This window comes from Myroides gitamensis (assembly GCF_029894455.1).
GTDB lineage: Bacteria > Bacteroidota > Bacteroidia > Flavobacteriales > Flavobacteriaceae > Flavobacterium > Flavobacterium odoratum.
Map to the genome: position 1 here is coordinate 1,363,276 of NZ_JARYHN010000001.1, position 23,656 is coordinate 1,386,931.

Below are 23,656 nucleotides of genomic sequence, written 5' to 3' on the forward strand. Positions count from 1 at the left end.
CTCTTTCCCCCTTATTTAAGATTAATCGTCATATTTACATTTCCTCCAGGTACATCTTCCTCAAACCAACGTGCTGTGATTGTTTTGGTCTCTGTATAAAAGCGAACCCCTTGTTTTCCATACGAGTGTAAATCTCCGAAGAACGACTTACGCCACCCTGTAAAAGAGAAGAACGGTAATGGCACTGGAATTGGAAGGTTTACTCCAATTTGTCCTACTTGAATCTCGTGTTGGAATTTACGAGCTGCTGCTCCTGAATTAGTGAAAATTGACGTACCATTTCCATAAGGGTTGTTATTGATGATTTGAATGGCTTCATCTAAAGTATCAGCTGTTACTAATAATAAGGCAGGTCCAAAGATTTCTTCTTTATAGATATCCATATCCGTTGTTACTTTATTAAACAACGTTGGCCCTACGAAGTAACCTTTTTCATAACCTGGTACAACACAGTCACTTCCGTCTAATAAAACTTCTGCTCCTTGGTCATAACCACTCTTAATCAAACGCAATACTTTTTCTTTTGCTTGCTTGTTGATTAGCGGTCCATAAGCTGCTGCATCGTCCGACCAAACACCTGGTTTGATTGTACTTAATGCATTTTTAATATCATTTACCCAATTTTGTGCTTCTCCTACTAGTACAGCTACGCTAATAGCCATACAACGCTGACCTGCAGCGCCACAAGAAGCTCCAACTAAGTTATTGATTACTTGTTGTTTATTTGCATCTGGCATAACAACCATGTGGTTTTTTGCTCCACCAAATGCTTGTACGCGTTTTAAATTATGCGTTCCTGTACGGTAAACATGTTCCGCTACTGGTACAGATCCTACAAATGAAATAGCGCGAATATCCTCGTGATTTAAAATGTGATTCACTTGGTCTTTCGATCCGTGAACAATGTTTAAAACACCTTTAGGGAATCCTGCTTGTTGGAATAACTCAGCTAATTTCATAGCCGTCATAGGCGCTTGCTCAGACGGTTTTAAAATAAAAGTATTACCACAGGCAATTGCCATTGGGAACATCCATAAAGGAATCATCGCTGGGAAGTTAAAGGGTGTGATTCCCGCACAAACCCCTAACGGTTGAATATAGCTATACGTATCTACTGCACGAGCCACATTCTCAACAGTTTCGCCCATCATTAAGGTAGGGATTGAACAAGCGTGTTCTACTACTTCAATTCCTCTCCATACATCTCCCATCGCATCAGCAAATGTTTTTCCATTCTCTGTTGCTAAAATCTCTGCGATTTCTTTTTGATGTTCTTTTAGTAAATGTTGGTATTTCAAAAATAATCTAGCGCGCTCTGGTGTAGCAACTTCTTTCCAAGTTTTAAATGCCTCACCGGCTAAAGCAATCGCCTGATCAATTTCTTTTAATTCCGTTAACGGCACTTCTGCGATAATTTCTTGTGTTGCTGGGTTTTCAACTGGTAAATAGGCTGTAGCAGTACTTGCTGTAAATGCACCGTTTATGTATAAGTTTATTTTTTGTGTCATAGTTGTTATAATTTATTGGGGTTGGTTGGTGGTTACTTAAGGAACAAGAGTTGATTTTTCAATCAACTCTTGTGTAAGTATAAGCTTAGATAACTAGTAAGTCAACAAACTCGTTTACATTTAGATTAATCAAAGTATCATAATCTAAAGAGTTTTCCATTACTACTCTTTGTTGTTTTTCTGGGTAAACGCGAGCTAAGTTAATTTTGTATTTTTTAATTAACTCAGGAATTCCTTCTTCTCTTCTGCGTTTGTGTCCGATTGGGTATTCAACAACTACTTCATCAATTGATGATCCATCGTTAAATGTAATCGTCAATGCGTTAGCAATTGAACGTTTTTCTGGATCAAAATAATCTTTTGTAAATTGAACATCTTCTACACATTCCATTTTATCGCGTAATACGTCGATTCTTGCATCAGAAGCAATATTATCTTCATAATCTGCAGCTGTTAATCTTCCGTGGATTAATGGAACAGCAATCATGTATTGAATACAGTGGTCACGGTCAGCTGGGTTGTCTAATGGACCTTTTTTGTCGATAATACGGATAGCCGCTTCGTGTGTACGAATCGTGATTTTCTTGATATCTTCTGTAGATTTTCCTAATTCTTTTAATTTCCCGTGTAAAGTCATTGCTGCTTCAACTGCTGTTTGCGAGTGGAACTCAGCTGGGAAAGAAATTTTGAATAATACATTCTCCATTACGTATGAAGAGTAATCTCTTTGGAATTTAAACGCATTTCCTTTGAAAGAAACGTCATAGAATCCCCATGTTTTAGCTGTTAATACAGATGGGTATCCCATTTCTCCTGTTTTAGCCATTAAAGCTAAGCGCACTGCACGAGATGTTGCATCTCCAGCAGCCCAAGATTTACGGCTTCCTGTATTTGGTGCATGACGGTACGTTCTCAACGCTTGTCCATCAACGAAAGCTAAAGAAATAGCATTGATTAACTCATCACGTGTTAAGCCAATTAACTTTCCTACAACTGCTGTAGATGCTAATTTTACTAATAATACGTGGTCTAATCCAACGCGGTTAAACGAGTTCTCTAAAGCCATAACTCCTTGCACTTCGTGTGCCATGATCATTGCTTCTAAAACTTGTTTCATTTTTAAAGGTGCTTTTCCTTCTGCGATGTTTGTTCTTGACAACCAATCTGCAGTAGCTAAAATACCTCCTAAGTTATCTGAAGGGTGTCCCCACTCTGCTGCTAACCAAGTATCATTAAAGTCCAACCAACGCACGATTGTTCCAATGTTGAAAGCCGCTTGAATTGGATCTAATTGAAATTGTGTTCCTGGAACTTTTGCTCCATTTGGAACGATTGTTCCTTTTACAACAGGTCCTAATAATTTAGTACATGCTGGGTATGTTAGCGCTTCCAAACCACATCCAATCGTGTCTAATAGACAGTAGTGTGCTGTTTTCCAAGCTAAATCATTCTTAATCTCATAGTTTAATACGTAATCCGCAATGTCAACTAATACTTGATCTGGTTGTGGTCGTTCGTTTGAAATGTGTAATGACATTTTAAATTCTTATTTTTTAGTTATTAAATTATTTTCTGTTTTTGATCGATACAAAAGATTTGTTCTCTGGTCCAACATAATTAGCACTTGGACGGATAATTTTTCCATCCTGGCGTTGTTCCATGATATGTGCACTCCATCCTGTAATACGAGAAACTACAAAAAGAGGCGTAAACATTAAAGTAGGTACCCCCATTTGGTGGTAAGATACTGCCGAGAACCAATCTAAGTTCGGAAACATCTTTTTCTCGTCCCACATCACAGTTTCTAAACGCTCTGCGATATCGTATAAAAGCATATCACCCGCTTCTTTAGACAATTCTTCTGCTACTTTTTTAATCACTTCATTTCTTGGATCTGAAATCGTGTAAACTGGGTGTCCGAAACCAATGATTACTTCTTTGTTCTCTACGCGTTTTCTGATATCTGCTTCTGCTTCATCAGGTGAATTGTAACGGCTTTGAATTTCAAAAGCAACCTCATTAGCTCCTCCATGTTTTGGTCCACGTAAAGCACCAATAGCTCCAGTTACACAAGAATAGAAATCTGAATTTGTTCCTGCAATTACGCGACTTGTAAAAGTAGAAGCATTAAATTCATGCTCTGCATACAAGATTAAAGATACTTGCATGGCTTTTACCCAAGATTCTGAAGGTTTCTCTCCGTGTAACAAATGTAAAAAGTGACCACCAATTGTGTCGTCATCTGTTTCTACTTCGATTTCTTTTCCGTTATGTGTATAGTGATACCAATACAATAATCCTGAATTAAAAGAGGCTAATAATTTATCAGCAATATCTCTAGCTCCAGCAGTATTATGGTCGTCTTTTTCTGGTTGAATCGTTCCGATAGCAGATACCATAGAACGCATTACATCCATAGGATGTGCTGCTGCTGGGATATTTTTTAAAATGCTACGCACTGATTTTGGTAAACCACGCAACGATTTTAATTTCGCTTTGTAGTTTCTCAACTGTGCTTCATTCGGTAAATGACCATAAATTAATAGGTAAGCCACTTCTTCGAATTCTGCATTTGCTGCTAAATCTAATATATTATATCCTCTGTAGTATAAATCATTTCCGCTTTTTCCAACGCTACATAATGCTGTATTACCAGCTGCAACCCCAGATAGCGCAACACTTTTCTTTGGTTTGAAGCTTGTTTCGTTATTTGACATGCTTATTGTTTTTTAAATAGGGTGTTTAATTTTTGTTCATAATCGTGGTAGTTGATACTGCTGTATAACTCTTCACGTGTTTGCATCGTATCTAATACATTAGCTTGTGTACCTTCTTGGCGAATGTGGTTGTATACGTTCAAAGCCGCTTTATTTGCTGCGCGGAAAGCAGAAAGTGGATAAAGAACAAGTCCTACTCCAGCTGCTTTTAACTCTTCTACTGTATACATTTTAATCATTCCAAATTCAGTAATATTCGCTAATACTGGAATACCTGTTGCATCAACAAATTTTTGGTAAAAACTCAAATCTGGCACTGCTTCAGCAAAGATGAAGTCTGCACCAGCTTCTTTATAAGCAATAGCGCGTTCTAATGTACTTTCTAATCCTTCATTAGCGAAGGCATCAGTACGTGCGCCAATAACGAAATACTCGTCTGTACGGGCGTCAACAGCAGATTTAATACGATCTACCATTTCTTGCTTGCTCACCACTTCTTTTCCTGGACGGTGACCACAGCGTTTTGCTCCTACTTGATCTTCTATGTGTAAAGCTGCTGCTCCTGCTTTAATTAATGATTTTACAGTTCTTGCTACGTTAAATGCTGATGGACCAAATCCAGTGTCAACATCTACCATCAACGGTAAATCACATATATTAGTAATACGTTGTACATCGATTAAAACGTCTTCTAAGGTTGTAATTCCTAAATCGGGTACACCTAATGATCCTGCTGCAACACCACCACCTGATAAATAAATAGCATTAAATCCTGCTTGTTGTGCTAATAAAGCGTGATTGGCATTAATTGCACCTACAATTTGGAGGGGACTTTCCTTTTGCATTGCCTCCCTAAAAAGTAATCCGGGAGATTTGAAATTGTTTGTTTTGTTCATTCTTATGGTTGTTAATAATCTACATTTTGAGTGTAAGAAGTAATTCATCACAATGCACACATCTTCTAAAGGGCCGAATAGCCACAGCCTTTCTAGCCTCAGCGGCAAACGAACTACTTATATTTGATAAATATATGAATATTTTTATTGAAAATTTTTTTATATCTAAATTTCTATAAAATAAAATCAGCCAAATAAAAGTTAAATACTGTCGATTAGACAAAACGGGGTTTAAATTAACCCTTTATTAAGAAGAAATGACAATCTACAAGGGCTAAAACTGCGGATTTTCAATAAAAAAAATATTTCGGAAACGTATCCTAACCTAAAGAAAACTGTTTTTACATTATATCAACAGATACTCCTTATAAAGAAGTAAGAGGAAAGCAATAAATAGCAACCTTCTCCCTTTCTTTTACCGAACTCCAATATACTGATTTTTATTTTATTATAAACCGATCACTTAAAATTTTAATGTTAAATCATTCAAGTTCTGCGAAATTAATTTAAACCAACTTGTAATCATACAAAGTTAGATGATCCGTTTTTATCGCCTTGCAATGAACAAAAGAAGACTTTATTCAAGGCTTTAAAGGAGTCTTATATTGAGAAATAAGACTTAAAGTTAATCTTTAATACAAACAAAAAAAGCACTTGATTTTCAAGTGCTTCTATTTTTTTATCCGTTTACTAAAACTATTCCTTTACTAAGTAAATTCCCTTTTCTGTTAACGTGATTTTTTTATCTTTATATAATCCACCAATGGCTTTCTTAAACATCTTTTTACTCATGTTAAGCACGGTGCGAATATCTTCTGGGTGACTGCTATCTGACAATCCTAAGAATCCATTATTTTCCACTAACGCAGCTAAAACTTGTTCTGCTCCATCAGAAATAGCCTCTACTCCTACGCGTGTTCTCGATACATCAATTTTTCCATCTGGACGAATATTCTTAATATAACCCACAATACGGTCACCCGTACGCAAATCTTCAAAGACTTCATTTTTATACATCAATCCTTTGTGCTTCTCATTGATGATAACGTTAATCCCTAGATCTGTAATATGAGAAACCATTAATTCTACTTCATCTCCAATAGCAACAGTAATTGTATCATTATCCAAGAATTGGTTTAAACGACTTGACCCAACAAGACGATTCGATTTTTCATCCAATTGCATGTATACCAAGTAGTAATTCCCCTCTTTCATTGGGCGTGCTTGTTCTGCAAATGGAACGAATAAATCTTTTTCCAATCCCATATCCAAAAAGGCTCCAAACTGATTGGTAAAACTCACCTTTAACAAAGCAAATTCATTGATATAAATATAAGGTTCTAACGTAGTTGCTACTGGTCTTTCTTCTTGATCCAAATAGACAAAAACAACGATTTCATCCTCAACTTCTATATTTTTAGGTACGTATTTATTTGGCAATAGAATATCCGTTTCTCCATCAGTTAAATACAAACCAATGCTCGTCTTTCTAGCTACTTTTAGCGTATTGTCATTTCCAATTTTAATCATAACGATTAGATTTTACTAGTATTTAAATTCTAGATCAAAGATTTCTTTCATATACTGCATCGCAGGATTTAGTTCGATAAAACGAACTAATTTATCATCTTTATCTAGTACTCTTTTTTGAATTTTAACTTCCTCATTTACTGTGATTTCAATTTCTAAATCATAATTACTTAGCTTTTTACGCAAATAATTAACCAAGTCAAACTTATTCTCGTCAAAGCTTAATTTCGATCCTTCATTAGGCATCACTAAGGAAACGGATGTTCCACGTAATACCGGAGGAACCATTCCCATCAACGATGACATTAACATAAATCCTGATCGAGCTAATTTATCTGCATATTTGTTCCATTCCTCCATAAATTGTTCTGCAGTAAAAGGCTCTTTAGGTAAATCATCTGGATTGACTACCTTTTTCTCTAAAGAGGATTCCATCTCTTTACGAGCACGGATACTAGATAGTGAAAGTGCCGAAACCTTTTTTTCAACAGTTGCAGCTGGTTCAATCGGATCAACAGCAAATAACGCTGGTGATTCTGCAGGATTATCACCTACAGGTGCTGTAGCTATAGGTTCTGCTTGAGGTGAAGTTGTAGTATTAACTTCCTGACTCTGTGCTTTATATTCTGGTACATCTTCTTCCACTACAGCAGGCACTACTTGCGGACTTACTGGTTCTGTTACTAGTATTTCAACAGGAGCAAGTTCAACAGGTTGTACAGCTTGTTCGGGTAATTGCGTTACAACAGCTGCCACAGGAGCTGTTGGTAATTCAATCGGCGCTAACGGCTCAATAGCAGTTAGTGCCTGAGCAGGAATTATGAAAGATTTATCTTTTTTTTTTCGCCTTCGTAAGATAAAGACGCTAATTTCATTAAACACAACTCAACAAGTAATCGTTGATTTTGACTTGCTTTATACTTCAGATCCGCTTCGTTTGCCAAATCGATTGCATCAAGCAACAAAGCAACACTAGCCTTATTTGCTTGTTCCGTAAACAATTGTCTACCATGCTCTCCTACTTCTAAAAGAGCAGCTGTTTCTGGTGTTTTACAAACCATTAAGTTTCTAAAGTGAGAAGCTAAACCAGCGATAAAATGCTGTGCATCAAATCCTTTTGCCAATATAGAGTCAAATGAAGTCAATAAGGCAGGAATATTATTTGCTAAGATTAAATCCGTTACGCGAATATAGTACTCAAAATCAAGTACATTTAAGTTTTCCGCAACGGCTTGTCTAGTTAAATTTTTTCCACAATACGAAACTACGCGGTCAAAAATAGACAACGCATCGCGCATTGCTCCATCTGCCTTTTGCGCAATAATACGCAAAGCATCGCTTTCATAAGCAATCCCTTGGCTATTGGCTACTAGAGCCAAATGATCCGCAGCATCAGCAATGGTAATTCTCTTGAAATCAAATATTTGACAACGCGATAAAATCGTTGGTATAATTTTGTGTTTCTCTGTAGTTGCTAAAATAAAGATAGCATGACGAGGCGGTTCTTCTAACGTTTTTAAAAACGCATTAAATGCTGCTGTTGACAACATGTGAACCTCGTCTATAATATATACTTTGTATTTTCCTGTTTTGGGGAGGTATACGTACTTGATCAATTAAATTTCGAATATCATCCACGGAGTTATTTGATGCAGCATCCAATTCAAATACATTGAATGTGAAATCCTCCGTAGGATCATCATAGCCTACTTGATTAATCTTACGAGCCAAAATACGCGCACAAGTTGTTTTTCCAACTCCCCTCGGACCTGTAAACAACAATGCCTGCGCTAGATGATTGCTCTCTATAGCATTTACTAAAGTATTGGTAATGGCTTGCTGTCCTACAACTTCTTGAAAAGTTTGTGGTCTATATTTTCTTGCTGATACGATAAATTGTTCCATAAAATCACTATTACTGCAAAGGTAGCTTAATTTTTATAAAGCCAAAACTATTCCCTTAATTCAAGTGGAAAAAACTCTTCTTCTGAAATTTTTATTTCCCACATTTTTCTCAACGCATTAAAATTAATTTTTTCCTTACCTGCACTGCGCTCTAATTGATACGTATAGAATAAGAATTGCAATTGCGTCTCCAAATAAAAATCTTGTAAATCACTGTCAGGATGATATTCTGACTTCAAATCCAAGCTAAAGGTCTTCGCTGTAGTATTGGACCAAAAAGCCGTCCAGCCGCTTCTAAATTCCTTAATTAGGGTAAACGTAGTCTCCCCCGTCTCGCGGTGAATTAATTTCAGTAAAACCTTTCCATCCTTACGCGATAATTTTTTCAATTTATCTTTAAACTGACTCTCAAGGTACTTCTGAGAGCGTTTTATGTACTGTCTTTTCTGCTTATTGGTCTCTAATTTTTCTAAATTATCATTTAGTATCATTAGATTTTCAGCGGTTGCACGGGCATAAGGATATACTCTGCGAATGCGATTACGCAAGATATTCATGTCCTGGCGATACTGATCTTCTTTTGTATTTGAACCAATATAAATCTCTGGAATACTATACTTTAGCGTATCATCTTCTATTTCAACCATCGGCACTAAACTAGGCACTGGTTTTAACTCCTCTTCCTGCGCTTGAGCAGAGGCCATACTGAAGAAGACGAAAAAATAAAAATACAGTTTTTTCATATGTTAAAAATATAACCAAATGTAAAGAATTAGATTGAGTATTTCCAAGCGAATCAGTACATTCGTGTAAAAAATAATCATGGATAAAAATACAATATTAAATCAGGACTCCCTGCATTTTTTAGAGGCCTATTTAAATAATGCTTCTCCTACAGGTCATGAACATGTGGGACAAAAACTTTGGATGAGTTATTTAGAACCTTATGTAGATACTTTTATCACGGATACGTATGGCAATGCGGTCGGCGTAATTAACCCTGATGCAGCGTATAAAGTGGTTATTGAAGGACATGCGGATGAGATTTCATGGTATGTGAAGCACATTACAGAAGATGGATTCATCCACGTTGTACGCAATGGAGGAAGTGATCACATGATTGCTCCATCAAAACGCGTAAATATCCACACAGCTAAGGGAATTATAGAAGGTGTATTTGGTTGGCCTGCGATTCACATTAGAAATAGAGCTGGAAAAGAGGAATCTCCAAAAATCGAAACTAATTTTATCGATGTTGGATGTGATAGCAAACAAGAAGTTTTAAACTTAGGCATCCACATTGGATGTGTAATTACTTACCCTGATACCTTTACGGTATTAAATGGCAAACGCTGGGTTTGTAGAGCTTTAGATAATCGCATTGGCGGTTTTATGATTGCTGAAATCGCGCGTTTATTAAAAGAAAACAAGAAAGAATTACCTTTTGGACTATATATTGTCAATGCGGTTCAAGAAGAAGTTGGTTTACGTGGTGCAGAAATGATTACACAAACCATCAAACCCAATGTAGCAATCGTAACTGACGTTTGTCACGATTCAAACACGCCGATGGTAGACAAAAATATCGAAGGAGATAATACGATTGGGAAAGGTCCAGTTATTGCGTATGCACCTGCGGTACAAAATAATTTACGCGCATTAATTGAACAAACAGCTGAAAAAAATCAGATTCCGTTTCAACGCAATGCACTATCTCGCGTAACGGGAACAGATACCGATGCATTCGCTTATAGCAATGGCGGTGTGGCTTCTGCTTTAATTTCATTGCCTTTGCGCTATATGCACACAACGGTAGAAATGATTCACCGTCAGGATGTAGAACATACAATTCAGTTGATTTACCATACACTTTTACAAATAGAAAACGGAGAAACTTTTTCGTATTTTAAATAAGTGAGGGTTGTTTTTGTGAGGTTTGTGAGGTTTGCTCTTCGTGAGGTTTGCTCACCCCCTCACCAACTTCACAAAAAACCCCTTTCCCATAAAAGGCTCACTCACCCCCTATCTCATGGGTTTACATTTATTTTTGTATTCGATGAATCTACACTTCGTTTCGATTTCACCAACTTCACAAAAAAACCTCTTTACCATAAAGGTTGGCTCACCCCCTCACCTCCTCACCAACTTCACAAAAACCCCTTTCCCTTTTCCCCTTTCCATAAAAAAACCTACTTTTGCAGATTCTTTAATTTTTAAATTATATGCCACAGAATAATAAGAATAGTTTTTTCTTTTTAGTGTATTTAGCAGGTTTGAGTATCATTGGTTTCTTAGCTACAGATATGTACCTTCCTGCCTTTGAACAAATGCGTGTCGATTTAGACACAACCAAAAGCAGTATTAGCGCAACCTTAAGTCTATTTTTAGCAGGTTATGCGATAGCTCAATTACTTTGGGGCCCTATTTCCGATAAAATAGGAAAGCCTAAAACCATCAACATCGGATTACTTATTTTTACGTTATCCTCTTTAGCGATCTTTTTTACGGAAAGTGTTACAGCCTTTTTAATTTTGCGTTTGGTACAAGCCATCGGTGTTTGTGCTGCAGCAGTTAGCTGGCAAGCTCTCGTAATAGAACGTTACCCGAAAGAACAAACCAATCGCGTTTTTGCTACAATCATGCCTTTAGTTGCTTTATCTCCAGCATTAGCTCCCTTATTAGGGGTTTATTTATTGGAGCACTTTGGATGGCGATCAATCTTTATTACCTTGGCTGGTATAGCCGTATTGCTAATTCTCTACACTTTTACAGTGAAAAACACCAAGTCTGATGCAACGGATCTTGAGTCAAGTGAACCAGCTGAAGAAAAGCAAAAATCTTATTGGAGCATGCTACAATCTAAACCATATGTAGGTAATGTAATGATTTACGCTTTTTGTTCCGCCGCGTTTTTTGCGTGGTTAACAGGTTCTCCTTTCTTTTTGAAAGAAATGGGATATAGTGAGGGAGAAATCGGTTTTAGTTTTGTGCCACAGACCATTGCCTTTCTTATTGGTGGTTTTGGTTATCGAACACTTTCAGCTAGAATAGATGGTACAAAATTAATCGCTTACTTTGTTACCTTATTTGCCTTGGCTATTGCTGTTACAGCCTTTTTAGCCATCTTTACTACACCTACGCTAACGAGTTTATTAATTCCATTTTGTTTTATGGCTTTAGCAAATGGAGCCTGTTACCCTATTGTCGTAGCAGAAGCACTTAAGTTGTTTCCGCATCAATCAGGTAAAGCGGCAGCCTTACAAAACACCATTCAATTAGGAATGTGTTTTGTTGCTAGTGCAATTGTGTCTTTGTTTTCTAAAGATGCACTATTATCTACTGCTTTAGTTATGGTTGGAACGATTCCATTTTCTTTTTGGGCTTATACCTGGACAAAAAAAGTTAAATAATAAAAACAGTTCACAGTTTATAATAATAAAAGGGCGTTTCTAATTAGAAACGCCCTTTTATTATTATCTCTTCTTTTTTAATTTAGTAAGAACAAAAAGGGCTGGCCCTAGTAATAACAAAAACAGCGGGTTTTAACTGCTTGTTATATACGCATAAATAAAAATGCTTCCGATAAGTATAAGAGTAGAAATTTTCATCTGTTGCTTTTTTGAGTGTTGTAATCATGTTTTTTAGCTAAAACAGACATCATTTGATACAAACAAGCACAAAAATAAAGCCAAACTTGAATCTATAAGCTACCTATTGCCCCTTCACTTATTTTAAAATTATTCAATCAAAAATCGAATATCTTTATTATACTTTTTATCTACAACCAGAATCGTATAGGGATATATCGCTTGGGCTAATTCTTTTTCTTCTTCTTGCAGACAGTAAGTAAGCTCAATGAAATCCTCTTTTTCTTTCAAGCTAATAATCGAAAAAGCCGTTTCCAACGTACTAGGAATACCGACTAAAGCCAGAACAAACGATTTAGAGAAGTCAATATTTTGTTGATCTACGAGCGTTTGATTGGGGTCAAATAAATTAGCAAACTGAGTTTGATTGGTGATTTTTACATGGCGTACTCCTTGTTTCGGTTGTTGTTTTTTCAATACATATCCCCCATTCTTTTCATACGGCACTGTTGTTATCTTATACAATTTGATTTCATCATTTTGAATCTTCTCCGCTACTTTGTCCTCTTTCTTTTCTTGTTTACATTGTACGAATGTAAAACTTACTCCCATCAACAATATATATAGTATTCTTCTCATTTTTTTCTTTCTAACTATAACGCTTGAAACAAGTCAAAACGTATACTTTAATTTCTTTTTCTCTATTTTTAATTAAATTTCACTTAATTATGTTAACAAATGTAACTAAAATTAATTTTAAAACAACTTTACAAGACATTTTTTATTCAAATACCGTTTACATCTATTTAAATTTATTAATAAAAGTAAAAATGAAGAATAATTAGCGATAATTCATTGCTTTTACTAGTTTTGTTTAGAAAAAAGAACTGTTTTTAAAATTTAAGGGAAATAAATCGCCCAAACAACTGAAAAAATATGTGTAGATATGCTATGACAGCCTATAAACCGCATTATGCGTGTTTTGATTGTCAAAAAACGTTCAAACGCCGGCTGTGGGTTGATATTAGAAAAGGAACTAATGTAGATACCGCAGCAAAATGCCCGCAATGTGGGAATATCATGGCGAATATGGGAAAAGATTTTGAAGCACCTAAAAAAGGAGACAACAAAGCTTGGCAACACATCAAAGATTTATTTGTTGTCGGTATTACCTGGCATTCTTGTGGCTGTAGTGGCCCTGGATATATTCCGAAAGATAAAACCGCATTGCTCCTCTACTTTGAAGAGATCATCCAGAACTATCAAAAGGAGTTACTTTTTTGGCGATCCCGTATAGAACCAGAAACAAAACAAGATAAAATAAAGGACGAACAACGCAACTGGCAGAAACTCTATACCGTAAAACCCAATCGAAAAAAAGAAATGGTAACCAACCAGGAAGGAATCGATTACTGGATTGGAAAGATTAAAGATGTTGAAGTGGTTATACTGAAGATTAAAGAAGGGAAGTGAGTTTTGTGAAGTCGGTGAGACGATGTGATGTAAAAACCCTGTAGTGGCAAATGGCAATTTGCCAAGTAACTAGATAAAAAAAACTCGAAACTTAAGTTTCGAGTTTTTTTTATATTATGCATTTGATACATCCACTGTTGTTTCAGCAGCAATGCGTTTATACGTTCCATTTTCTAGCTTTTCGCGAATTGCTTCATAAGCTGATAATGTTTCTTGGATATCTTCCATTGTATGTGTTGCTGTAGGAATCATTCTCAATAAAATAATTCCTTTTGGAATCACTGGATAAACAACAATTGACAAGAAAATATTGTAATTTTCACGTAAATCGTTCACCATCACCATAGCTTCAGGAATACTTCCTTCTAGGTAAACCGGTGTAACACAAGTGTTCGTATCTCCGATATTGAATCCTCTGTCTTTTAATCCATTTTGTAAAGCATCCACATTTTCCCATAACTTCGCTTTAAGCTCTGGTTGTGTACGCAATAAATCCAAACGTTTCAATGCTCCTTTTGTAAAAATCATTGGCAATGATTTTGCGAACATTTGAGAACGAAGGTTGTATTTCAAATAATCGATAATATCTTTATCCGCAGCAACGAATGCTCCGATACTAGCCATTGATTTAGCGAAAGTAGAGAAATAAACATCAATTCCATCTTGACATCCTTGCTCTTCTCCAGCTCCAGCTCCTGTAGCACCTAAAGTACCAAAACCATGAGCATCGTCAACTAGCAATCTAAAGTTATATTTTTCTTTTAAAGCAACGATTTCTTTCAACTTTCCTTGTTGCCCACGCATTCCAAATACACCTTCTGTGATTACTAAAATACCTCCACCTGTTGTTTCAGCCATTTTAGTAGCACGCTCTAAGTTTTTCTCAAAACTCTCGATGTCATTGTGTTTATACGTAAAGCGTTTTCCCATATGTAAACGCACACCATCAATAATACAAGCGTGTGAATCAACATCATAAACAATTACGTCATTCTTCGTTACTAAAGCATCAATGATAGACACCATTCCTTGGTAACCGAAGTTTAGTAAATAAGCAGCTTCTTTTTGTACAAAAGCAGCCAACTCATCTTGAAGTTGTTCGTGTACTGTAGTATGCCCTGACATCATACGAGCTCCCATTGGGTAAGCCGCACCATATTCAGCAGCTGCTTCCGCATCTACCTTTCTTACTTCTGGATGATTTGACAACCCTAAATAATCATTGATACTCCAATTGATTACTTCTTTTCCATGAAACATCATACGATTCGATAAAGGTCCTTCTAGTTTAGGAAAAACATAATATCCCTCTGCTTGAGATGCCCACTTCCCTAAAGGTCCTTTATTCTTCTGTATTCTGTCAAATAAATCATTTACCATAATATAACTATGTTTAAAAAAACAATTGCAAAATTACTCATATTTTGTATGCTTTCATAATAAATTCAGGAGAATTTATTCAATTCTTGATTATTTTCTACTCGCTTTTTCTCTAAAACTACAAGAATTTTATAATATACAAAGTAAAAAAATAGTTTATAAACACACAATTTATAAATTAAAATTATCAAATAAGCAAAAACCTCTCAATTTGAGAGGTTTTTGCTTTATTTTTAATACAGTTTAGGAAACTTTGTTGGGTTTACTTCATGCATTAATTCATATACTTTTTCGAATACATCTTCTACCGATGGCTTACTGAAATAATCTCCATCCGTTCCATAAGCAGGTCTATGTTCTTTAGAAGCGAGTGTTTGTGGTTCACTATCTAAATAACGGTATCCTTTTTGTACTTCTAAAATTTGCTGTAGTAAGTAAGCAGATGCTCCACCTGGTACATCTTCATCTACTACTAACAAGCGATTTGTTTTAGCTAAACTCTTCACTACATCGTGCTGAATATCAAATGGCAATAAAGACTGTGCATCAATAATTTCAACATCAATACCAATTTCTAGCAATTCTTTTGCCGCTTGTTCTACAATACGCAACGTAGATCCATAAGACACAATCGTCAAATCACTACCTGTTTTGATTGTTTCCACTACTCCAATAGGCGTTTTAAATTGCCCAATATTGTTTGGCATTTTCTCTTTTAAACGGTAACCATTTAAACACTCAATCAACAATGCAGGCTCATCGCTCTCTAATAAAGTATTATAGAAACCAGCTGCTTTTGTCATATCTCTTGGAACCAATACATGCATTCCTCGGATTGCATTGATAATCATTCCCATTGGAGATCCTGAATGCCAGATTCCCTCTAAACGGTGTCCGCGTGTTCTTACGATTAAGGGTGCTTTTTGACGACCTACTGTTCTATATTGTAACGTAGCTAAATCATCACTCATGATTTGAATCGCATACAATAAATAGTCTAAGTATTGAATTTCAGCAATTGGACGTAAACCGCGCATCGCCATACCAATTCCTTGTCCTAAGATTGTTGCTTCACGAATTCCAGTATCTGTAACACGTTCTTCTCCGTGTTTCTCTTGTAATCCTTCTAATCCTTGATTTACGTCTCCGATATTACCTGAATCTTCTCCAAAAACCGTTACGTTTTTATTGTTTGCTAAGATATAATCGAAGTTATCTCTTAAAATAACACGTGCATCAACCTCTTCTGCATTATCATCATACGTTGGCGCAACAGCTTGAATATTTTGTGCTTTTTGATCTGAAACAGAAAATAAATGAGAGCTGTATTTTGGTTGTACGCTTGCGTAATATTTCTCAATGAATTGAATCAAGATTGTTTTACTGCTTTCTTGGATAATCAAACGCAATACTTTACGTGCTGCAGTTAATACATCACGGCGGATTGGTTCTTTTGACCCTTGTAAATCAGCAATATGTTTTTCAATAAATACTTTATTTGGACTTGAAGCAGCTACTTGTTGTAAAACAGCAACTAATTCATCTCTTTCAGCGATGATTGGATCTAAGTAGTTTCTCCACGCTTCTTTTTTACCGTCTAATACTTGTTTTTTCAAGTCTTTATCTAGTACGTCTAACTCTTCTGCAGTTGCGATATTGGCTTCGATCATCCAATTTCTCATCTGCAAGATACAGTCTTGCTCTGCTTCCCAAGCTAAGCGCTCTTTGCTTTTGTAACGCTCATGTGATCCTGAAGTTGAATGCCCTTGTGGTTGCGTCAATTCTTGTACGTGAATCAATACAGGAACGTGCTCTTCTCTAGCAATTTGCGCCGCTTTTGTATACGTTTCTACTAAAGCAGGATAATCCCATCCTTTTACTCGTAAAATTTCATATCCATTTCCTTGTTCATCACGTTGGAAACCTTTTAAAATTTCAGAGATATTTTCTTTGGTTGTTTGATATTTTGCATGTACTGAGATACCATATTGATCATCCCAAACACTCATTACCATCGGTACTTGTAATACTCCAGCCGCGTTAATTGTTTCAAAAAACAATCCTTCCGAAGTAGAAGCATTTCCAATTGTTCCCCAAGCTACCTCATTTCCACTGATTGAAAATTGTTGGTCTTTATCTGCATCTGGAATGGCTCTGTAGTATTTTGAAGCTTGTGCTAATCCTAGTAAACGCGGCATTTGACCTGCTGTAGGAGAAATATCACCACTTGAATTTTTTTGTGCTGTTAGCTTCTTCCAATTTCCGTTTTCATCCAAACTATGTGTAGCAAAGTGCCCACCCATTTGACGTCCACCAGACATAGGATCATTTTCAATATTGGCATCACCGAATAAACCAGCAAAAAACTGTTGGATATTTAACTGACCAATTGCCATCATGAAGGTTTGATCACGATAGTATCCCGATCTAAAATCTCCATTCTGAAAAGCTTTAGCCATGGCTAATTGCGGTACTTCTTTTCCATCTCCAAATATCCCAAACTTCGCCTTACCTGTTAAAACTTCACGACGACCTAGTAAACTACATTCTCTACTGATCTTTGCAATTGTATAATCTTGAATAACCTCTTTCTTAAAATCTTCAAAAGAAAGTGCTGTGTTTTTTTTATTTTGACTCATCGCGTAATCTAATATTTTACAGGATACAAATATAAAATAATCCAAACAAAAAAGCTAATTTAAACCTAAGGATTATTGTGAATTAGCACACCAATACTTTAAACTTTACGAACTAAAAGCGCAAAAAACATGTGAATTTAAAAATCATATCTTAAAAAAAAGCTTTTGATTACTAAATCCTCAACGCAATACCATAAAAAAAGCCCTTGTCTAGTGTGACAAGGGCTTTTTTTTATTTTATTCTATTACTGTAAGCATTGATTCTAAAGCAAATCGAACCTTCTTCATTGGCATTAACCAATCATTTTCAGGATCTCTTTCTCCTAAGGCTAAAATCGTAACACTTTTCAAGCCTTTTTTATCTAATCCTAAGAAGGCATCCATCTGATCATTGTAGAAGCCCTCCATTGGAGAAGCGTCAATTTTCAATTCAGCAGCTGCAGCAATGGCCATTCCGAAAGCGATATATGCTTGTCGAGCGGCATGTTGGAACTGTTGCTCAGGTGTTTGATCTTTAAAATTATTTTTAATGCTGTTTTTGAAATCATTCATCTCTCCTTTTGGCAATGCTCTGATTGCTTCCATATTATCAAAAACAGAATCAATTCTTTCATCCGTATAGCTATCCCACGCAGCAAAAATCAAAAGATGTGAACATTCTTTGATTTGCATTTGATTCATTGCAATAGGAAATAATTGCTCCTTTACTTCTTGATTTTTAACCAAAATCATTTCAAAAGGTTGTAACCCTGAAGAAGTTGGTGCTAAACGAGCAGCCTCGATAATTTGCATTACCTTTTCATCTTCTAGTTTTACCGCGCTATTATAACGCTTCGTAGCATAACGCCACTTTAAATTATCTAATAACTTCATGTGAATTCACTTTTTAAATTGTAGCTAAAAAAGCCAATACATTTGTTTCAATTCGTTGATTAATATCTTGAACATCTGCCTTTACAAAAGGTTCGCCTAAGATATGTTCGTACAACTCAATATAACGCTCAGAGATTGTTTGAATATATTCGTCTGACATTTCAGGAACTTGTTGTCCTTCTTTTCCTTGAAAGCCATGACTAATTAACCATTGGCGTACGAATTCTTTTGATAATTGCTTCTGAGGTTCTTCTTTCGCTTGACGTTCTTCGTACCCTTCTGCATAAAAATAACGAGAAGAATCAGGCGTGTGAATTTCATCAATCAATACAATTTTTCCTTCTTTCGTTTTACCAAATTCGTATTTTGTATCTACTAAGATCAATCCTCTTTCAGCAGCAATTTCACTCCCTTTTTGATACAAAGCTCTTGTATACGCTTCTAAAACAAGGTAATCTTCTTCTGATACAATACCACGTGCGAGAATATCTTCTCTTGAAATATCTTCATCGTGCAAACCTAAATCTTCCTTCGTTGAAGGAGTGATAATAGGTTGAGGCAAGCGATCGTTTTCTTTCAATCCTTCTGCTAAGGCAACACCACACAATACTCGTTTCCCTGCTGCATATTCTCTAGCGGCATGTCCAGCTAAATAGCCTCGGATAACCATCTCCACTTTAAAAGGTTCACAAATATGTCCTACTGCAACATTAGGATCCGGACTTGCAATCAGCCAGTTTGGCACAATATCTTCCGTCATCTGCATGAATCGCGTTGCAATTTGATTCAAAATTTGTCCTTTGTAAGGAATCCCTTTCGGCATGATCACGTCAAAAGCAGATAAACGATCCGTTGCTACCATAACTAAAACTTGGTCAGCGATGGTGTAAACTTCTCTTACTTTTCCGTGATATACACTTTTTTGGTTTGGAAATTTAAAATTAGTCTGTGTGATTGTGTTACTCATATATTTCTGTTGTGTAGTTCTTTCTATTTAGTACGCTAATAAATCTAAGAGCGCTTCCTCAAATCTACCTTTTGGTAAATATTGATCTTCTAAAGCTTTCACAAATGGGATTGCTGTTTCAATACTCGCTACTCGTTTTACAGGAGCATCTAAATATTCAAAACAGTTTTCCATAATCATTGCTGATAGGTCACTTGCAATACCTCCAAACATGGAATCTTCTTGCAAAATTATAACTTTATTTGTTTTCTTTACTGATTTGAAGATAGTTTCTTCATCTAATGGCTGTAAAGTACGCAAGTCAATTAAATCTGCTTGAATTTCTGGGTGTTTATCTAGTGTTTCCAATGCCCAATGTACTCCAGCTCCAAATGATATAATCGTTACATCTGATCCTTCTTTAAGCAAAGCAGCTTGACCAAATGGGATTGTATAATAATTGCTTGGTACATCTTGATAGATACTTCTGTACAATTGCTTGTGTTCGAAGAAAACAACTGGGTTTGGATCATTAATAGCGGTATTCATTAATCCTTTTGCATCTACTGGGAATGCTGGATAAACTACTTTTAATCCTGGTGTTTTAGTAAACCAGGCTTCATTGGTTTGCGAGTGGAATGGTCCAGCTTGTGTACCACCACCACATGGCATACGTACCACAACATCTGCTTTTTCATTCCAACGGTAGTGTACTTTTGCTAAGTAGTTTACAATCGGGTTAAAACCAGTAGATACGAAGTCTGCAAACTGCATCTCCATAATGGCTTTTCCTCCATTGATTGAATACCCCATAGCTGCAGAAACAATTGCACTCTCACAAATTGGCGTATTTCGGATGCGACCTTTACCAAACTGCTCTACAAATCCGTCTGTTACTTTAAAAGCACCTCCGTATTCAGCAATATCTTGTCCCATGATGATTAATTCTGGGTGTTTTTCAAAAGATTGTTTCAACCCTTCTGATATCGCATCAATTAAACGGATATTTTTCATTTCACCACTTGGTTCAACGTGCTCATACGTAAATGGCGCATACATATCGTTTAATTCCGTTTCTAAACTCGCTTGAATTGGCTCCTCTTCTTGGGTGCGTTTCCAATCCGTATCGATTTCTTTTTTGAAAGCAGCTCTGATTTCTTCATCTAAAGTCTCCGTTAAAACTCCAATTTCTTTTAAATAAGCACGGTAGTTTTCAACTGGATCTTTCTTCTCCCACATATCCATTAACTCTTGTGGAACGTATTTTGTACCACTCGCCTCTTCGTGTCCTCTTCTTCTGAAAGTCAAGAACTCCACTAAAACTGGACGTGGGTTTTCACGCATCGATTTTGCTAATGCATCGATTTTAGTATAAACTTCTAAGATATCATTTCCATCGATAATGTGACTCTCCATTCCATATCCAATTCCACGATCAGCTAAATGCTCACAACGGTATTGTTCGTTTGTTGGAGTTGATAAACCATATCCGTTATTCTCGATAACGAACAACACAGGTAAATCCCATACAGAAGCTACGTTTAATGCTTCGTGAAAATCCCCTTCCGAAGTTGCGCCTTCTCCTGTAAATACAGCAGTGATTTTCTTTTCTTCACGCAATTTATGTGCAAGGGCAATTCCATCAGCTACACCTAATTGTGGACCTAAATGCGAAATCATCCCTACGATATTAAACTCTTGTGTACCGAAGTGGAACGAGCGATCTCTTCCTTTTGTAAAACCTTCTCCTTTTCCTTGCCATTGTGAAAATAAACGGTACAACGGAATATCTCTAGAGGTAAAAACACTTAAATTACGGTGCATTGGCAACACATACTCATCGTTCTCTAAAGCAGCTACAATACCCACCGATATTGCTTCTTGCCCAATTCCAGAAAACCATTTCGACACTTTTCCTTGACGGATTAAAATAAGCATCTTTTCTTCAATCATTCTTGGTTTCAACAGCCTTTTATACAGCTCAACTAGCGTTTGATCTGATAGGTCTTTTCGGTTATAATCTATATGTTTCATAATTGGTTTTAAAGGGCACTAAAATAACGCTTAAATAGGAACTCTACAAACTAATTTGCACAACATTTTAGGTCAAAAAGAACAGGGGTTTTCAATTGCTGTTCTTTTGTCTTTTTCACCTCCTTTCTTCTTTTCTTTCAATTGCTTTTTTACCGCTTAAAAAGACTGATTCTTATCCTTTTAACTTCTATAAATTTATTTATTGCGTTAAAATTCGTATCTTGGGGAAACGAATGTTAAACTTTAATTTTTTATTATGGGAAAAGGAGATTTAAAAACAAGAAGAGGTAAGATAGTAAATAAATCATATGGTCGCAGAAGACCTAGAAAGACAAACAAACCTACTTCATCTAAAGGTTAAAATATAAAAAGGAATAGAGGCAATTGCCTCTATTCCTTTTTATATTTTAAACGTTTTGCCCATTAGTATCATACTGAATTTCTTGCTACTTCCATTTAACAAGCTTTGTAAGGAATTACATTGTCACTTTCTTTTTCTGCGTCTTTTTTCCATTAAAAACGTTTAAGCCTATTTGAGGACGTTCATCTCACCCTCTATCTCACCGAGTTGTTATTTTGTTTTGGTGTTCGATGAATATATTTCACCTATTTTATATTGGTTTTAATGTTCGATGAATCTACACTGCGTTCCGATTTCACCTTCTCACCACCTCACCCTCTCACAGACCTATACAAATATCATCCTTCCTACTTTCCAAAAAAAAAGGACGACTACTTGTCATCCTTTTTGTTATCTATTACTAGTTTGGACCAAATTTGAAAGCTCAAATTCTCAACCAACTGAATCATATCATCCATTGAACTATTAGCGAATACGATTACACCTTCTTTCCGTTCAGGGCTAAAGCTTATAAAATTGGAATAAGCGACATCAATACCTCGATGAAAATACAGGGATTCTGAAGGGCTAAAAAAGTTCAAACGCCATCCCAAACTAATCCAATCATCTGGAGTGATCATAGAAGTCGGTTTTTGCATCAGCGCTAATTCGGGGTGTTTTGGGTCAAAATACGCTTGAATATACGTAGCCATATCCTCTATCGTTGAATATCCTTGCGTAGATGGCAAGAAAATATCCATATAACTAGCTTTATTATCTAAACCTAAATCGATCTTACCAATAGCACCCACTACTTTTGCTCGTTTGGGTTTAATCAAATGGGTAGAAGTTAAGTGGTATTGATCAACAATATACGTTTGAAAAAGAGATGTATACGGTTTATTGTATACACGAGCTAAGGCATCCCCTAATACACTACTTCCAAAAATCGAGAAACGCCCTCTTACTTTCAGTGTATCTAATTCGATATCATGCGCTAAATAGTTAGCAATAGACGCATTTCCAATCACGGGTTCTTTTCCTTTTTTATTCTTTTTATTAGAAATTAGATCTTCTCCAACTAACGTTATTTTTGGAAAAAACGGCAGTAAAGCTGTTCCATTCGCTAAAGAGGAAAAAGAAAAGGATAGGGTATCTTTAAACGGTTCTGGATAGTAAGCATTAATATCCTCCCATACTTTCACTTTCCCTTGAACATCAGCTTGTGCTAAGATGTTGTTGGTAAAAATAGAAGTAAAAGTTCCCAATCCGAATAATCCATTTTTGTTGTCAATATCGCGAATTAATTTAGCTTTCTTTTTCAACCCATAGAAATGCACCTGATCACCTTTAATAATCGCTAAGGCTATTTCTCCTTGTTCAGGTAAATGATTGGCATTATCAAGAATAATATCCTCTAATGATTTTTCTGCTAATCCTTGCTTTAAATCTTCCTGGTTGACATAATCTAAAATGCGAAACCCAACAATATTCGCTTCTTCATCAAAAGCGAAATTGACAATGGCTGTTTCTTTTTCAAATTGTGTCTTAAATAAAGGCGTTTGATCGTCGTTTACCCCGTAGTATTCGATTGTAACAATCGATCCTAAGTTTTGTTTCATCTCATCAAAAAAGGCCTCTACGGTATTAAAAGGCACCCTACTTTGAAGAGACTCAGAAAAACGGTGGTAAAATTTATCGTAATTACTGGTATTGTAGTCTTCCATGAAGATTTCCATGACCTGCTCTACTCGATTCTGTGCTTGTACATTCAACAAACCTCCTAATAAACAAAAAAGCAATAGCAAACGCTTAATTATCATATCTT

Annotated in this window: 18 protein-coding genes and 1 pseudogene; 4 read left to right on the forward strand and 15 right to left on the reverse strand. The window is 36.0% G+C overall.

Annotated elements, in window-relative coordinates:
• Nucleotides 1–11 precede the first annotated feature (11 nt).
• The 8 genes and pseudogenes from M2306_RS05910 to M2306_RS05945 all read right to left on the reverse strand — a co-directional run bounded on the left by M2306_RS05910 (nt 12) and on the right by M2306_RS05945 (nt 9,299).
• A complete protein-coding gene (locus tag M2306_RS05910; protein ID WP_115090303.1) occupies nt 12–1,508 on the reverse strand; it encodes a CoA-acylating methylmalonate-semialdehyde dehydrogenase in 1,497 nt (498 codons plus the stop codon).
• A gap of 85 nt (nt 1,509–1,593) precedes the next feature.
• Nucleotides 1,594–3,045, reverse strand: a complete 1,452-nt coding sequence (locus M2306_RS05915) for a bifunctional 2-methylcitrate dehydratase/aconitate hydratase (protein WP_002992348.1) — start codon at nt 3,043–3,045, stop codon at nt 1,594–1,596.
• 28 nt (nt 3,046–3,073) lie between these two features.
• The gene (prpC, locus tag M2306_RS05920; protein ID WP_259188553.1) at nt 3,074–4,225 is read right to left on the reverse strand and encodes a bifunctional 2-methylcitrate synthase/citrate synthase; all 1,152 of its coding nucleotides are present in this window, start codon (nt 4,223–4,225) and stop codon (nt 3,074–3,076) included.
• A 2-nt stretch (nt 4,226–4,227) separates the two neighbouring features.
• Nucleotides 4,228–5,121 carry a methylisocitrate lyase gene (prpB, locus tag M2306_RS05925; RefSeq protein WP_259188552.1) on the reverse strand — a complete coding sequence of 298 codons (894 nt, stop codon included), beginning with the start codon at nt 5,119–5,121 and terminating at the stop codon, nt 4,228–4,230.
• Between the two features lie 696 nt (nt 5,122–5,817).
• Nucleotides 5,818–6,651, reverse strand: a complete 834-nt coding sequence (locus M2306_RS05930) for a CvfB family protein (protein ID WP_259188551.1) — start codon at nt 6,649–6,651, stop codon at nt 5,818–5,820.
• 15 nt (nt 6,652–6,666) lie between these two features.
• Entirely contained in the window at nt 6,667–7,533 is an 867-nt protein-coding gene (locus M2306_RS05935; protein WP_259188550.1) for a DUF8439 domain-containing protein, read from the reverse strand.
• Nucleotides 7,470–8,556: pseudogene (gene dnaX, locus M2306_RS05940) on the reverse strand (DNA polymerase III subunit gamma/tau). Before dnaX ends, M2306_RS05935 begins: the two are co-directional and overlap by 64 nt.
• 47 nt (nt 8,557–8,603) lie before the next feature.
• Nucleotides 8,604–9,299, reverse strand: a complete 696-nt coding sequence (locus tag M2306_RS05945) for a DUF4294 domain-containing protein (protein ID WP_259188549.1) — start codon at nt 9,297–9,299, stop codon at nt 8,604–8,606.
• A gap of 79 nt (nt 9,300–9,378) precedes the next feature.
• On the opposite strand from M2306_RS05945, the gene M2306_RS05950 reads away from it, so the two are divergent.
• Nucleotides 9,379–10,470: a M42 family metallopeptidase gene (locus tag M2306_RS05950; protein WP_259188547.1), complete on the forward strand. Its 1,092-nt coding sequence runs from the start codon at nt 9,379–9,381 to the stop codon at nt 10,468–10,470.
• 308 nt (nt 10,471–10,778) lie between these two features.
• Entirely contained in the window at nt 10,779–11,966 is a 1,188-nt protein-coding gene (gene punC / locus M2306_RS05955) for a purine nucleoside transporter PunC (RefSeq protein WP_259188546.1), read from the forward strand.
• Between the two features lie 327 nt (nt 11,967–12,293).
• Here punC and M2306_RS05960 read toward each other — a convergent pair whose 3' ends face one another.
• On the reverse strand, nt 12,294–12,782 hold the full coding sequence (locus tag M2306_RS05960) for a hypothetical protein (RefSeq protein ID WP_259188545.1): 489 nt from the start codon (nt 12,780–12,782) through the stop codon (nt 12,294–12,296).
• Between the two features lie 297 nt (nt 12,783–13,079).
• Here M2306_RS05960 and M2306_RS05965 point away from each other — a divergent pair, with 297 nt between their 5' ends.
• Nucleotides 13,080–13,616, forward strand: a complete 537-nt coding sequence (locus M2306_RS05965; protein ID WP_115090296.1) for a hypothetical protein — start codon at nt 13,080–13,082, stop codon at nt 13,614–13,616.
• Between the two features lie 114 nt (nt 13,617–13,730).
• Here M2306_RS05965 and capB read toward each other — a convergent pair whose 3' ends face one another.
• From capB to M2306_RS05990, 5 genes are all read right to left on the reverse strand, one after another.
• Nucleotides 13,731–14,996, reverse strand: a complete 1,266-nt coding sequence (capB, locus tag M2306_RS05970) for a cysteate-C-fatty acyltransferase (protein WP_002992334.1) — start codon at nt 14,994–14,996, stop codon at nt 13,731–13,733.
• Nucleotides 14,997–15,229: 233 nt separating this feature from the next.
• Nucleotides 15,230–17,635, reverse strand: coding sequence for an alpha-ketoacid dehydrogenase subunit alpha/beta (locus M2306_RS05975; RefSeq protein WP_259188544.1), 2,406 nt, complete (start codon nt 17,633–17,635; stop codon nt 15,230–15,232).
• A gap of 237 nt (nt 17,636–17,872) precedes the next feature.
• Nucleotides 17,873–18,508 (reverse strand): nitroreductase family protein, encoded by a 636-nt coding sequence (locus M2306_RS05980; protein ID WP_259188543.1) that lies wholly within the window; start codon nt 18,506–18,508, stop codon nt 17,873–17,875.
• A gap of 13 nt (nt 18,509–18,521) precedes the next feature.
• Nucleotides 18,522–19,475: a phosphoribosylaminoimidazolesuccinocarboxamide synthase gene (locus M2306_RS05985; RefSeq protein WP_259188541.1), complete on the reverse strand. Its 954-nt coding sequence runs from the start codon at nt 19,473–19,475 to the stop codon at nt 18,522–18,524.
• A 27-nt stretch (nt 19,476–19,502) separates the two neighbouring features.
• Nucleotides 19,503–21,488 carry an alpha-ketoacid dehydrogenase subunit alpha/beta gene (locus M2306_RS05990; RefSeq protein WP_259188540.1) on the reverse strand — a complete coding sequence of 662 codons (1,986 nt, stop codon included), beginning with the start codon at nt 21,486–21,488 and terminating at the stop codon, nt 19,503–19,505.
• A 256-nt stretch (nt 21,489–21,744) separates the two neighbouring features.
• On the opposite strand from M2306_RS05990, the gene M2306_RS05995 reads away from it, so the two are divergent.
• Nucleotides 21,745–21,849, forward strand: coding sequence for a 30S ribosomal protein THX (locus M2306_RS05995; protein ID WP_115090291.1), 105 nt, complete (start codon nt 21,745–21,747; stop codon nt 21,847–21,849).
• Between the two features lie 371 nt (nt 21,850–22,220).
• On the opposite strand, the gene M2306_RS06000 is transcribed toward M2306_RS05995, so the two are convergent.
• Complete coding sequence (locus M2306_RS06000; RefSeq protein WP_259188539.1) at nt 22,221–23,651, reverse strand: serine hydrolase domain-containing protein; 1,431 nt, start codon at nt 23,649–23,651, stop codon at nt 22,221–22,223.
• Between the last annotated feature and the right edge of the window lie 5 nt (nt 23,652–23,656).